The organism is Afipia sp. GAS231, from assembly GCF_900103365.1.
Classification (GTDB): Bacteria; Pseudomonadota; Alphaproteobacteria; order Rhizobiales; family Xanthobacteraceae; genus Bradyrhizobium.
Genome location: NZ_LT629703.1, coordinates 335,859 through 349,844, shown reverse-complemented (window position 1 = coordinate 349,844; position 13,986 = coordinate 335,859). Strand labels below are relative to the sequence as shown.

General features: G+C 64.2%; 12 protein-coding genes. All 12 read left to right on the top strand.

Annotated elements, in window-relative coordinates; all coding sequences use genetic code 11:
* The first annotated feature begins 14 nt into the window (after nt 1-14).
* The 12 genes from nuoF to BLS26_RS01540 are packed head-to-tail and all read left to right on the top strand — an operon-like array spanning nt 15 to nt 13,978.
* Complete coding sequence (gene nuoF, locus BLS26_RS01595) at nt 15-1,340, top strand: NADH-quinone oxidoreductase subunit NuoF (protein WP_092507838.1); 1,326 nt, start codon at nt 15-17, stop codon at nt 1,338-1,340.
* Nucleotides 1,341-1,345: 5 nt separating this feature from the next.
* Nucleotides 1,346-1,834: a hypothetical protein gene (locus BLS26_RS01590; protein WP_092507836.1), complete on the top strand. Its 489-nt coding sequence runs from the start codon at nt 1,346-1,348 to the stop codon at nt 1,832-1,834.
* Between the two features lie 7 nt (nt 1,835-1,841).
* Complete coding sequence (gene nuoG / locus BLS26_RS01585) at nt 1,842-3,917, top strand: NADH-quinone oxidoreductase subunit NuoG (RefSeq protein ID WP_092507834.1); 2,076 nt, start codon at nt 1,842-1,844, stop codon at nt 3,915-3,917.
* 10 nt (nt 3,918-3,927) lie between these two features.
* On the top strand, nt 3,928-4,998 hold the full coding sequence (nuoH, locus tag BLS26_RS01580; RefSeq protein ID WP_092507832.1) for an NADH-quinone oxidoreductase subunit NuoH: 1,071 nt from the start codon (nt 3,928-3,930) through the stop codon (nt 4,996-4,998).
* Nucleotides 4,999-5,005: 7 nt separating this feature from the next.
* A complete protein-coding gene (gene nuoI / locus BLS26_RS01575) occupies nt 5,006-5,500 on the top strand; it encodes an NADH-quinone oxidoreductase subunit NuoI (protein ID WP_092507830.1) in 495 nt (164 codons plus the stop codon).
* 9 nt (nt 5,501-5,509) lie between these two features.
* A complete protein-coding gene (locus tag BLS26_RS01570; RefSeq protein WP_092507828.1) occupies nt 5,510-6,151 on the top strand; it encodes an NADH-quinone oxidoreductase subunit J in 642 nt (213 codons plus the stop codon).
* Nucleotides 6,148-6,456 carry an NADH-quinone oxidoreductase subunit NuoK gene (gene nuoK, locus BLS26_RS01565; RefSeq protein ID WP_092507826.1) on the top strand — a complete coding sequence of 103 codons (309 nt, stop codon included), beginning with the start codon at nt 6,148-6,150 and terminating at the stop codon, nt 6,454-6,456. Before BLS26_RS01570 ends, nuoK begins: the two co-directional genes overlap by 4 nt.
* A 7-nt stretch (nt 6,457-6,463) precedes the next feature.
* Nucleotides 6,464-8,542 carry an NADH-quinone oxidoreductase subunit L gene (gene nuoL / locus BLS26_RS01560; protein WP_092507824.1) on the top strand — a complete coding sequence of 693 codons (2,079 nt, stop codon included), beginning with the start codon at nt 6,464-6,466 and terminating at the stop codon, nt 8,540-8,542.
* Nucleotides 8,542-10,050 (top strand): NADH-quinone oxidoreductase subunit M, encoded by a 1,509-nt coding sequence (locus BLS26_RS01555; RefSeq protein ID WP_092507822.1) that lies wholly within the window; start codon nt 8,542-8,544, stop codon nt 10,048-10,050. Before nuoL ends, BLS26_RS01555 begins: the two co-directional genes overlap by 1 nt.
* A gap of 12 nt (nt 10,051-10,062) precedes the next feature.
* The gene (nuoN, locus tag BLS26_RS01550; protein ID WP_092507820.1) at nt 10,063-11,499 is read left to right on the top strand and encodes an NADH-quinone oxidoreductase subunit NuoN; all 1,437 of its coding nucleotides are present in this window, start codon (nt 10,063-10,065) and stop codon (nt 11,497-11,499) included.
* Nucleotides 11,499-12,308 (top strand): biotin--[acetyl-CoA-carboxylase] ligase, encoded by an 810-nt coding sequence (locus BLS26_RS01545; protein WP_092507818.1) that lies wholly within the window; start codon nt 11,499-11,501, stop codon nt 12,306-12,308. The genes nuoN and BLS26_RS01545 overlap by 1 nt, the downstream gene beginning before the upstream one ends.
* Complete coding sequence (locus BLS26_RS01540; protein WP_092507816.1) at nt 12,308-13,978, top strand: ribonuclease J; 1,671 nt, start codon at nt 12,308-12,310, stop codon at nt 13,976-13,978. Before BLS26_RS01545 ends, BLS26_RS01540 begins: the two co-directional genes overlap by 1 nt.
* Nucleotides 13,979-13,986 lie beyond the last annotated feature (8 nt).

The following is a 13,986-nucleotide window of genomic DNA, read 5'->3' as shown; positions in this document are numbered from 1 at the left end:
GGAAGTTCTCAGTCATGCTCGACGACAAGGATCGCATCTTCAAGAACCTCTACGGCCTCCACGACTGGGGCCTCGAGGGCGCGCGCCGCCGTGGCGCCTGGGACGGCACCAAGGCGATCATCGACAAGGGCCGCGACTGGATCATCAGCGAGATGAAGGCGTCGGGCCTGCGCGGGCGCGGCGGGGCCGGCTTTCCGACCGGGCTGAAATGGTCGTTCATGCCCAAGGAATCCACCGACGGGCGGCCGAGCTACCTCGTCGTCAACGCCGACGAGTCCGAGCCCGGCACCTGCAAGGACCGCGAGATCATGCGGCACGATCCGCATCTTCTGGTCGAAGGCTGCCTGATCGCGAGCTTCGCGATGGGCGCGCATGCCTGCTACATCTATGTGCGCGGCGAGTTCATCCGCGAGCGCGAGCACCTGCAGGCCGCGATCGACCAGGCCTATGAGGCCAAGCTGGTCGGCAAGGACAACACCAACGGCTGGCCGTTCGACATCTATGTCGCGCACGGCGCCGGCGCCTATATCTGCGGCGAAGAGACCGCACTTCTGGAAAGTCTCGAGGGCAAGAAGGGCCAGCCGCGGCTGAAGCCGCCATTCCCGGCCAATGTCGGCCTCTATGGCTGCCCGACCACCGTCAACAACGTCGAATCCATCGCGGTCGCACCCGACATTCTGCGGCGCGGCGCGGCGTGGTTCGCCGCGATCGGCCGTCCCAACAATGTCGGCACCAAACTGTTTTGCATTTCCGGCCATGTCGAGCGGCCCTGCAACGTCGAAGAGGCGATGGGGCTGACGTTCCGCGAGCTGATCGAACGCCATTGCGGCGGCATCCGCGGCGGCTGGGACAACCTCAAGGCGGTGATTCCCGGCGGTTCGTCGGTGCGCATGGTGCCGGCCGAGCTGATCATCGACACGCCGATGGATTTCGACAGCCTCAGCAAGCTGCGCTCGGGCCTCGGCACCGCCGCCGTGATCGTGATGGACAAGTCGACCGACCTGATCCGGGCGATCGCGCGGATCTCCTATTTCTACAAGCACGAGAGCTGCGGCCAGTGCACGCCGTGCCGCGAAGGCACCGGCTGGATGTGGCGGGTGTTGAACCGCATGGCGGATGGCCGCGCCCACAAGCGCGAGATCGACATGCTCTTGGAAGTCACCAAGCAGGTCGAAGGCCACACCATCTGCGCGCTCGGCGACGCCGCGGCCTGGCCAATCCAGGGCCTGATCGCGCATTTCCGTCACGAGATCGAAGAACGTATCGACCAGTATTCGCACAAGGCCGACATCGACGATATCGGCGTGCGCGACCCCGTCAACATGGTGGCGGCGGAGTAATGGTAATGTCGCAACCGAGCTTCTGGTGGCAGAAATACGGAACGCTGGCGCAGATGGCGCAGGCGGGCGTAGCGCTGCTCGGCTTTGTTGCGATCCTGTTCCAGATCAACGAGATCCGGAACAACAACCGCGCCGCGTCCGCGCGGATGGCGTTTCTGGGCTACACCGATCTGGCGTTCAAGAATCCGAAGTTCTCGGCGCCCGATTACGACACCATCAAGGCCGGCAGCCGCGACGAGCGGGTGCAGTATGAGAGCTTCGTCTCGTACTTCCTCTACGCCTGCGAGGAGACCATTGCCGCCTTCGCCGACAAGCGCGAATGGCAGGCCTCCTGCGATTACGATTTGAAGCCGCATCTGCCGTTCCTGTGCGAGAAGAACGCGGCGCAGCCGGCCTATCTCGCCACCTACGGCACCGAGACCCAGCAATGGGTCAAGACGTCCCTGAAGACCGCCAGCCTTACACCGCCAGACTGCAAGCTGGGAAAGACCTGAGATCGCAATGACCAAACTCATCGTCGATGGCAAAGAGATCGATGTGCCCGCGGAATACACGCTGCTGCAGGCGTGTGAAGCCGCAGGCGCCGAAATTCCACGCTTCTGCTACCACGAGCGGCTGTCGATCGCCGGCAATTGCCGGATGTGCCTCGTCGAGGTGAAGGGCGGCCCGAAGCCGGTGGCAAGCTGCGCCTGGGCCGTGCGCGACTGCCGTCCCGGACCCAAGGGCGAGCCGCCGGAAATCTCGACGCGTTCGCCGATGGTCAAGAAGGCGCGCGAAGGCGTGATGGAATTCCTGCTGATCAACCACCCGCTGGATTGCCCGATCTGCGACCAGGGCGGCGAGTGCGACCTGCAGGACCAGGCGATGGGTTACGGCGTCGACACCTCGCGCTTTGCCGAGAACAAGCGCGCGGTCGAGGACAAGTATCTCGGCGCGCTGGTCAAGACCTCGATGAACCGCTGCATCCAGTGCACGCGCTGCGTCCGCTTCTCCGCCGAAGTCTGCGGCGCGCCCGAAATGGGCGCGACCGGCCGCGGCGAGGACATGGAGATCACGACCTATCTGGAATCGGCGCTGACCTCCGAATTGCAGGGCAACCTGGTCGACATCTGCCCGGTCGGTGCGCTGACCTCGAAGCCGTATGCGTTCGCCGCGCGCCCGTGGGAGCTCGGCAAGACCCAGTCGGTCGACGTCATGGACGGCGTCGGCTCGGCCATCCGCGTCGATACCCGCGGCCGCGAGGTGATGCGGATCCTGCCGCGCATCAACGAGGCCGTGAACGAGGAATGGATTTCCGACAAGACCCGCCACATCGTCGACGGCTTGCGCACCCAGCGGCTCGACCGGCCCTATATCCGTGAGAACGGCCAGCTCCGCGCTGCCTCCTGGCCGGAAGCCTTTGCCGCGATCGCCGCCAAGGCCGGCCGGATCGACGGCAAGCGCATCGGCGCGGTCGCCGGTGACGTCGCCGCGGTCGAAGAGATGTTCGCGCTGAAGGAGCTGCTGGCGAAATGCGGCTCGTCCAATCTCGCGGTGCAGGGCGGCGACGCCTTCGATCCGAAGCTGGGCCGCGGTGCCTACATCTTCAATCCCACGATTGCCGGGATCGAGCAGGCCGATGCGCTCTTGATCATCGGCTCCAACCCGCGCAAGGAAGCCGCCGTTCTCAACGCGCGGATCCGCAAGCGCTGGCGTTCGGGCCAGCTCAAGATCGGCGTGATCGGCGCCAAGGCCGATCTCACCTACGATTACGACTATCTCGGTGCGGGCACGGATTCGCTCAGCGAACTCGCCGCCGGCAAGAATGCCTTCGCCGACGTGCTGAAGGGCGCCAAGAAGCCGATCGTGATGGTCGGCGCCGGTTCGCTGGCGCGCCATGACGGCGCCGCGGTGCTGGCGCTCGCCGCCAAGATCGCGGCCGATTTCGGCGCGCTCAAGGACGGCTGGAACGGTTTTGGCGTGCTGCAGGACACGGCATCGCGCACCGGCGCGCTCGATGTCGGCTTTACGGCCGGCAGCGGCGGCCTCAGCCTGGCGCAGATGACGACCTTCGGCACGCTCGACGTGCTGTTTCTGCTCGGCGCCGACGAGGTCAAAGTGCCCGACGGCACCTTCGTGGTCTATATCGGCACCCATGGCGACCGCGGCGCGCATCGCGCCGACGTCATCCTGCCGGGTGCGGCCTATACCGAAAAGTCCGGCATCTATGTCAACACCGAGGGCAGGGCGCAGATCGCCAACCGTGCGGCGTTCCCGCCCGGTGAGGCGCGTGAGGACTGGGCGGTGATCCGCGCGCTGTCCGACGTGCTCGGCAAAAAGCTGCCCTATGACTCGTTGCAGGCGCTGCGCCAGGCCATGTTCAAGGCGGCGCCGCACCTGATGCGGCTCGACCAGATCGAGCCCGGCAGGGCCGACGACGTGAAGTCGCTCGGCGCCAAGGGCGGCAGCGTCGACAAGACCCCGTTCAAGACCTCGGTCGAGGACTTTTATCTCACCAACCCGATCGCGCGGGCATCGGCGGTGATGGCGGAATGTTCCCGGCTGGCGTCCGGGCAAATGCTGACGGCAGCGGAGTGAGCGTGACCTGATGGCTGAATTCTTCGCAAGCGCGTTCTGGACCGGCTTCCTCTGGCCGCTGATCATCATGATCGCGGAGAGCGTATTGCTGCTGGTCGTGCTCCTGATCGCGATCGCCTACATCCTGCTCGCCGACCGCAAGATCTGGGCGGCGGTGCAGATCCGCCGCGGCCCCAACGTGGTCGGCCCGTTCGGCCTGCTGCAATCCTTCGCCGACCTGCTCAAGTTCGTGCTGAAGGAGCCGATCATCCCGTCGGGCTCCAACAAGGGCGTGTTCCTGCTGGCGCCGCTGGTATCCTGCGTGCTGGCGCTGGCCGCCTGGGCCGTGATCCCGATGAATCTCGGCTGGGTCATCTCCGACATCAATGTCGGCGTACTCTACATCTTCGCGATCTCGTCGCTGTCGATCTACGGCATCATCATGGCCGGCTGGTCGTCGAACTCGAAATATCCGTTCCTGGCGGCACTGCGCTCGGCGGCGCAGATGGTGTCCTACGAAGTCTCGATCGGCTTCGTTATCATTACGGTCCTGCTCTGCGCCGGCTCGCTCAACCTCTCGGCCGTGGTCGAGGCCCAGAATACCCGCGGCTTCGGCGGCCTGATCGGCCTGCCGCAGGTCACCATCCTGAACTGGTATGTGTGGCCGCTGTTCCCGATGTTCGTGGTGTTCTACGTCTCGGCGCTGGCCGAAACCAACCGCCCGCCGTTCGATCTGGTCGAAGCGGAATCGGAACTGGTCGCGGGCTTCATGGTCGAATACGGCTCGACGCCGTATTTGCTGTTCATGCTCGGCGAATATGTCGCGATCACCACGATGTGCGCGATGGCGACGATCCTGTTCCTCGGCGGCTGGTTGCCGCCGGTGGACCTGCCGCCGTTCAATTGGATCCCCGGCGTGATCTGGTTCGCGCTGAAAGTCTTCTTCATGTTCTTCATGTTTGCGATGGCGAAGGCGATCGTGCCGCGCTACCGCTACGATCAACTGATGCGGCTCGGCTGGAAGGTGTTCCTGCCGCTGTCGCTGGCGATGGTGGTGATTGTGGCCGGTGTGCTGCAATTCGCCGGCATCGCGCCGAAGTGAGGTCGCTATGAGTGTCAACATCAACGCAACCGCCCGCTCGCTTCTGCTCTCCGAATTCGTATCGGCGTTCTTTCTCGCCATGCGCTATTTCTTCAAGCCGAAGCCGACGCTGAACTATCCGTTCGAGAAGGGGCCGATCTCGCCGCGCTTCCGCGGCGAGCATGCGCTGCGCCGCTATCCGAACGGCGAGGAACGCTGCATCGCCTGCAAGCTGTGCGAGGCGATCTGCCCCGCTCAGGCGATCACGATCGAGGCCGGCCCGCGCCGCAACGACGGCACCCGCCGCACCGTGCGTTACGACATCGACATGGTGAAATGCATCTATTGCGGCCTGTGCCAGGAAGCCTGCCCGGTCGATGCCATCGTCGAGGGACCGAATTTCGAATTCGCGACCGAGACCCGCGAGGAACTCTATTATGACAAGGCGAAACTGCTCGCCAATGGCGACCGATGGGAGCGCGAGCTTGCGAAATCAATCGAACTCGACGCGCCGTACCGGTGAGGTGAGGGCATGATCCTTCCCGCGCTGTTCTTCTATCTGTTTGCCGGTGCCTGCGTGGCGTCGGCGGCGATGGTGATTGTGTCGCGCAATCCCGTGCACTCGGTGCTGTACCTGATCCTGGCCTTCGTCAACGCCTCGGGCCTGTTCATCCTGATGGGCGCCGAATTCCTCGGCATGATGCTGATCGTGGTCTATGTCGGCGCGGTCGCGGTGCTGTTCCTGTTCGTGATCATGATGCTCGATGTCGACTTCGTCGAGCTGCGCGAGGGGTTCATGCAGTATGTGCCGGTCGGGCTCGTGTTCGGCGGCATCTTCGTGTTCGAACTGCTGCTGGTGGTCGGCGGCTGGGTCATCAATCCCGGCACCACCAAGGCGATCACGGCGGCGATCCCGGCCAATGTCAGCAACACCGAAGCGCTCGGGCTGGTGCTGTATACGAAGTACATCCACTACTTCCAGCTCGCGGGCATGGTGCTGCTGGTCGCGATGATCGGCGCCATCGTGCTGACGCTGCGCCACAAGGCCAACATCAAGCGGCAGGACATCAACGTGCAGAACGCGCGGACGCCGGAGCTCGCGATGGCGTTGCGCACGAACGTGGCGTCGGGGCAGGGGTTGCAGGACGCGGACGCGGCGGAGTGGGTGCAATGACGGTCGGTCTTGGACACTATCTCGCGGTCGGCGCCATCCTGTTCACGCTCGGGATTCTCGGCATCTTCCTCAACCGCAAGAATATCATCGTCATCCTGATGTCGATCGAGCTGATCTTGCTCTCCGTCAACATCAACCTGGTGGCGTTCTCGACCTTCCTCGGCGACATCGTCGGCCAGGTCTTTGCGCTGCTGGTGCTGACGGTGGCGGCCGCGGAAGCTGCGATCGGTCTTGCGGTGCTGGTGGTCTATTATCGCAACCGCGGTTCGATCGCGGTTGAAGACGTCAATTTGATGAAGGGCTGACGCAGCTATGGTTCAGGCAATCGTCTTTCTGCCACTGCTGGGCGCCATCCTGGCCGGCCTGATCGCCATTTTCGGGGCGCATGCGCGCAACCCGAGCGGCGACGTGGTCGAGCATCACGACGACGGGCATGGGCACGGGGCCGACGCGCATGCCGCGGCCGCTCACGACGACCATGGCCACGACGATCACGGCCACGACGACCATCACGTTTCCGAACCGGCGGCGCAGGGTTCGCGCGCAGCGGAACTGATCACGACCTGCCTCTTGATGATTTCGGCGGCTCTGTCCTGGATGACGCTGGTCGATGTCGGCTTCATGCACCACGACGCGCGGATTGCGCTGTTTCCCTGGATCAGTTCCGGCGACCTGCAGGTCTCCTGGGCGCTGCGCGTCGACACGCTGACCGCCGTGATGCTGGTGGTGGTCAACACCGTGTCCTCGCTGGTTCACCTGTATTCCATCGGCTACATGGACGAGGATCCGTACCGGCCGCGCTTCTTCGGCTATCTCAGCCTGTTCACCTTCGCGATGCTGATGCTGGTGACCGCGGACAACCTGGTCCAGCTGTTCTTCGGCTGGGAGGGCGTCGGTCTGGCGAGCTATCTCTTGATCGGCTTCTGGTACCAGAAGCCGTCGGCCAACGCGGCGGCGATCAAGGCCTTCGTGGTCAATCGTGTCGGCGACTTCGGCTTCGCGCTCGGCATTTTCGCGATCTTCGCGCTGATCGGCTCGACCGACTTCGAGACCATTTTTGCCGGCGCGCCGGGGCTATCAGGCAAGACCATCGATTTCTTCGGCTGGCACGCCGATGCGCTGACGCTTACCTGCCTGCTGCTGTTCATGGGCGCGATGGGAAAATCCGCCCAGTTCCTGCTGCACACCTGGTTGCCGGACGCGATGGAAGGCCCGACGCCAGTGTCGGCGCTGATCCACGCCGCGACCATGGTGACCGCCGGCGTGTTCATGGTGGCGCGGCTGTCGCCGTTGTTTGAGCTGGCACCGAACGCGCAGGCCGTGGTGATGTTCTTCGGCGCCACCACCGCGTTCTTCGCGGCGACCATCGGCCTGGTGCAGAACGACATCAAGCGCATCGTCGCCTACTCGACCTGTTCGCAGCTCGGCTACATGTTCGTGGCGATGGGGGCAGGGGCCTATTCGGTCGGCATGTTCCATCTGTTCACGCACGCCTTCTTCAAGGCGCTGCTGTTCCTGGGCTCCGGCTCGGTGATCTACGCGATGCACCACGAGCAGGACATCCGCAACATGGGCGGGCTGTGGCGCAAGATTCCCTATACTTTCGCGGTCATGTGCATCGGCACGCTGGCGCTGACCGGCTTTCCGTTGTTCGCGGGCTATTTCTCCAAGGACGCGATCATCGAGTCGGCCTATGTGGCGCACAATCCGTTCTCGACCTATGCGTTTGTGCTGACAGTGGCTGCGGCAGGTCTGACGTCGTTCTATTCGTGGCGGCTGATCTTCAAGACCTTCTTCGGCGAGCCGCACGACCAGGAGCACTACGAGGCCGCTCACGAGGCGCCGTTATGGATGTTGATCCCGATCGGCGTTCTCGCCGCCGGATCGATCCTGTCCGGCTTCCCCTTCAAGGAATTGTTCGCCGGCCACGGCGTGGAAGAGTTCTTCCGGGAATCGGTGAAGATGCACCCGCATATCATCGAGGAAATGCATCATATTCCCGAGTGGGTGGCGGCGGCGCCGTTCGTGATGATGGTGCTTGGCGCCGTGATCTCGTACATCTTCTACGTCAGCCGGCCGTATCTGCCGGTCGAACTCGCTCATCAGCAGCCGATGCTCTACCAGTTCCTGCTCAACAAATGGTACTTCGACGAGCTCTATGACCTGATCTTCGTCCGTCCGGCGAAGTGGATCGGTTATACGCTCTGGAAGAAGGGCGACGGCCTCGTCATCGACGGGCTCGGTCCCGACGGCGTTTCGGCGCGGGTGCTCGATATCACCCGCAACGTCGTGAAAATCCAGACCGGCTACCTCTATCACTACGCTTTTGCGATGCTGATCGGGGTCGCCGGATTGATCACCTGGTTCATGTTCGGCTTGGGAGGCCAGTAATGACAACCTGGCCCATTCTCTCGGTCGTCACCTTCCTGCCGCTGCTCGGCGCGCTGGTGATCTATATCAGCCGCGGCGAAGATGACGCCGCTCGCCGCAATTCGCGCTGGATCGCGCTCTGGACCACGCTCGTCACCTTCGCAGTGTCGCTGATCCTGGTCTGGCGTTACGACGCGGCGCAGCCGGACTTCCAGTTCGTCGAGAAGGCAAGCTGGCTGGCCTCCGGCATCACCTACCACATGGGCGTGGACGGCATTTCGCTGCCGTTCGTGATCCTGACCACCGCACTGATGCCGTTCTGCATCCTTGCGAGCTGGAAGTCGGTGACGCTGCGGGTGCGCGAATACATGATGGCGTTCCTGCTCCTGGAAACGCTGATGATCGGCACCTTCTCGGCGCTCGATCTGATGCTGTTCTACCTGTTCTTCGAGGGCGGCCTGATCCCGATGTTCCTGATCATCGGCGTCTGGGGCGGCCCGCGCCGGGTCTATGCCTCCTTCAAGTTCTTCCTCTACACGCTGCTCGGCTCGGTGTTGATGCTGCTCGCCATCATGGCGCTGTACTGGAACGCCGGCACCACCGACATTCCGACCCTGATGCACACCGCGGTGCCGCGCTCGTTGCAGACCTGGGCATGGCTGGCGTTCTTTGCTTCGTTCGCGGTGAAGATGCCGATGTGGCCGGTGCACACCTGGTTGCCGGATGCGCACGTCGAGGCGCCGACCGCGGGCTCGGTGATCCTCGCCGCGATCCTGCTGAAGATGGGCGGTTACGGCTTTCTGCGCTTCTCGCTGCCGATGTTCCCGCTGGCGTCGCATGATTTCGCGCCGCTGGTGTTCTCGCTGTCGACGATTGCCATCATCTACACCTCGCTGGTGGCCTTGATGCAGGAAGACATCAAGAAGCTGATCGCCTATTCGTCGGTCGCCCATATGGGCTTCGTCACCATGGGCATCTTCGCCGGCACCACGCAGGGCGTGGCCGGCGGCATGTTCCAGATGATCTCGCATGGCATCGTCTCCGGCGCGCTGTTCCTCTGTGTGGGCATCGTCTACGACCGCATGCACACCCGCGAGATCGCGGCCTATGGCGGCCTGGTCAACCGGATGCCGCTCTACGCGCTGGTGTTCATGGTGTTCACCATGGCCAATGTCGGTCTGCCCGGCACGTCCGGCTTCGTCGGCGAATTCATGACGCTGATCGGTACCTTCAAGGTCTCGATCCCGACTGCGACCTTCGCGACGTTGGGCGTGATCCTGTCGGCGGCCTATGCGCTGTGGCTGTACCGGAAGGTCGTGTTCGGGGCGCTGACGAAACCGTCGCTCGCCAGCATCAAGGACCTGACCTTCCGCGAGAGCCTTCTGCTGTTCCCGCTGGTCGCGCTCACCATCCTGTTCGGCGTCTATCCGAAGCCGGTGCTCGACATGTCGGCGGCCTCGGTCCAGCAGCTCGTCAATAATTACAACACCGCCGTGACTGCCGTGAAGGCAGCCGCGTTGATCAACTAAGGCCTCCGCCCCATGAGCTTTACGAGTGCAGGATATCAGTTGCAGCCGGTGCTGCCGGAGCTCGTGCTGGCGTTCGGCGCGATGGTGCTGCTGATGGTAGGCGCCTATCGCGGGCAGGGGACGACCCGGCTCGTCACCGCGCTCGCGGTGTGCCTGCTCGTGCTGGTTGGCGCGCTGGAGCTGATGCTGCCGGCCGGCAAGCTCGTGACCTTTGGCGGCAGTTTTATCGTCGACGACTTTGCCCGGTTCCTGAAGATCCTGGCTCTGATCGGCTCGGGCGCGACCCTGATCCTGGCGACGGAGTTCCTGTCCGATCCGTCGCGGCGGATTTTCGAGTTCGCGATCCTGGTGCTGCTCTCGACGCTCGGCATGATGGTGCTGATCTCGGCCGGCGACCTGATCATGCTCTATCTCGGCCTCGAACTGATGAGCCTTGCGCTCTACGTGGTCGCCGCCAGCAACCGCGACAACGCCAAGTCGACCGAAGCCGGCCTGAAGTACTTCGTGCTCGGCGCGCTGTCCTCGGGCATGCTGCTGTACGGCGCCTCGCTGATCTACGGCTTCACCGGCACCGTCAGCTTTGCCGGCATTGCCGCGGCGGCAACCACCGGCAGCGTCGGCATCGTGTTCGGCATCGTGTTCCTGCTGGCCGGCCTCTGCTTCAAGGTCTCGGCCGTGCCGTTCCACATGTGGACGCCCGACGTCTATGAAGGCGCGCCGACGCCGGTCACGGCTTTCTTTGCCTCGGCCCCGAAAGTGGCGGCGCTCGCGGTGTTCACCCGCGTGGCGCTCACCGCGTTCCCCGGTATCGTCTCGCAATGGCAGCAGATCATCGTGTTCGTGGCGATCGCCTCGATGGTGCTGGGCTCGTTTGCCGCCATCGGGCAAAAGAACATCAAGCGCCTGATGGCCTATTCCTCGATCGGCCATATGGGGTTTGCACTGGTCGGTCTCGCTTCCGGCACCGTCGAGGGCGCGCAGGGCGTGCTGGTCTATGCCGCGATCTATGTCGCGATGACCCTGGGCTCGTTTTCGGTGATCCTGACCATGAAGCGCAATGGCCAGCCGGTGGAGCAGATCAGCGACTTTGCCGGCCTCTCACGCACCAATCCGCTGTTGGCCTTTTTCTTTGCGATGCTGCTGTTCTCGCTGGCCGGCATTCCGCCGCTCGCGGGCTTCTTTGCCAAGTGGTACGTGTTCGTCGCCGCGATCAACGCCCATCTGTTCACGCTCGCCGTCATCGGCGTGCTCTCCAGCGTGGTCGGCGCCTATTACTACCTCACCATCATCAAGGTGATGTATTTCGAGGAACCGCTGCCGGCGCTCGATCCCATGCGGATGGAGTTGCGCGTCGTGCTGGCGGTTGCCGGCCTGTTCAACATCTTCTTTGCCGTCCTTCCCGGGCCGCTGGTCAGCGTCGCCACGGCGGCGGCGAAGTCACTTTTTTGATGCCGTTCGCGCTCGGTCCCCGAGCCATATCGGCGGGCTACCGCCTTTTTGCCTTCGACAAGGCCGGTTCGACCAACGCGGAAGCCATGGCGCGCGCGCGCGACGGCGAGCGCGGCCCGGCCTGGTTCGTCACCTCGGAACAGACCGCGGGACGCGGACGCCGGCAGCGCGCCTGGATCGCGCCGTGCGGCAACCTCGCCAGCAGCGTGCTCGAGGTGATGGATGTTGCGCCCGCCGTCGCCGCGACGCTGGGCTTTGCCTTCGGTTTGGCGCATGAAACAGCGCTGCGACGTGTCAGCTTGGAGGCCAACCTGCGGTTGGCCGGATCGGATCAATTGAATTATCTCCTGAAGTGGCCGAACGACATCCTGGTGCGCGGGCAGAAGCTTTGCGGCCTGCTGGTGGAGGCTGAGGCCGTCAACGGCGGCCTTGCCGTGGTGGCCGGGATCGGCACCAATATCGTCGCGGCCCCCGAGGGCACGCCGACGCCGGCTGTGTCGCTAGCCACCCTCGGCGTCCATATCAGCGCGGAAGAGCTGTTCGGGGCACTGTCGGACGCCTGGGTCGAGTTCCGCGGCATCTGGGACAAGGGCCGCGGCTTTGCCGAGATCCGGCGCCTGTGGCTGGAGCGGGCGGCAGGGCTCGGCGAGCGGGTCGCCATCAATACCGGGGCCATGACGGTCGAGGGTACATTCGATACCATCGACGAGACCGGCTGCCTGATCGTCCGCACGGCGGAGGGCAGGCTCATGCCGGTCACCGCGGGCGAGGTCTATTTCGGCGCGGCAGCTTCGGTGGGAGCAGCGTGATGGCGCGGCCGGATGAACTGACCTTTGCGCCGCTCGGCGGCGTCGGCGAGATCGGCATGAACCTGTCGATCTACGGGCTCGGCAACCGCCACCAGCGGGCATGGCTCGCGGTCGATCTCGGCGTCTCCTTTGGCGACGAGGAACATCTGCCGGGCATCGACCTGATCATGCCCGACATCCGCTTCCTGGAGAAGGAACGCAAGAACCTGGTGGGCCTGGTGCTGACGCACGCCCACGAGGACCATTTCGGGGCCATCATCGATCTCTGGCCGAAGCTGCAATGCCCAATCTACGCCACCAAATTCAGCGCCGCACTATTCGAAGCCAAATGCGCCGCCGAGCGCAATGCGCCGAAAATCCCGATCACGGTGGTGCGGTCGGGCGGCCGCATCGACCTCGGGCCGTTCAACGTCGAGTTCATTCCGGTGGCCCACTCGATTCCGGAATCGCATGCGCTGGCGATCCACACTTCGGTCGGCACCGTGCTGCATACCGGCGACTGGAAGATCGACCCGACGCCGATCATTGGCCTGCCGACCGACGAGCGGCGCCTGCGCGAGCTCGGCGACGCCGGCGTGCTGGCGCTGATCGGCGATTCCACCAACGCGGTGCGGGAAGGGCGCTCGCCTTCGGAAACCGAGGTCGCCGCCACCATTACCAAGCTCGTGAAAGCCGCCAAGGGCCGCGTCGCCGTCACCACCTTTGCCTCCAATGTCGCCCGCCTCAAGGCCGTGGCTGATGCCGCCAAGGCCGCCGATCGCGAGGTGGTCGTGGTCGGCCGCGCCATGGAGCGCGTGGTCCAGGTGGCGCGCGAGACCGGCCATCTCGATGGTGTGCAGAATTTCCGAGGCGCGGACCTTTACGGCCATTTCCCGCCCGACAAGGTGCTGGCGCTGTGCACCGGCAGCCAGGGCGAAGCCCGCGCGGCGCTGGCGCGGATCGCCAACGACGACCATCCGCAGGTCACCCTGAACAAGGGCGATAGCGTGATCTTCTCCTCGCGCACCATTCCCGGCAACGAAAAGGCGGTCGGCGCCATCATCAACGGGCTGGTCAGCCAGGGTATTGAGGTCATCACCGACCGCACCGATCTCGTCCATGTCTCCGGCCATCCGCGCCGCGACGAGTTGCGCGACATGATCTCGTGGGTGCGCCCGCAACTGCTGATACCGGTCCATGGCGAGCCGCTGCATCTGCACGAGCACGCCAAGCTGGCGCGCGCCGCCGGCGTGCCGAAGGTGCTGATCTGCCGCAACGGCGACCTGGTCAAGCTCGGCCCCGGCGACCCCGGCATCATCGACCAATTGCCGTCGGGGCGGATCTACAAGGACGGCACCATCCTGGAGGATTCCAAGTCGCGCGCCGTGGTCGAACGGCGGCGGATGGCCTTTGCCGGCTGCGCCTTTATCGCCATCGCCGTGACCGAAAAAGGCGAACTGTCGGACGATCCCGAGGTTGATCTCGTCGGCATCCCCGAGAAGAATGCGGCCGGCGAAGTCATCGACGAGATCGTGTTCGATGTCGTGGTCTCGACGGTCGAAAGTCTGCCGCGGGCGCGCAAGCGCGATCCGGATGCGATGGCGGAATCAGTTCGGCGTGCAGTGCGCTCCGTCATTAACGAGCACTGGGGCAAGAAGCCGATCTGTCTGGTTCATGTTCTGACGGTCTGATAAAACAA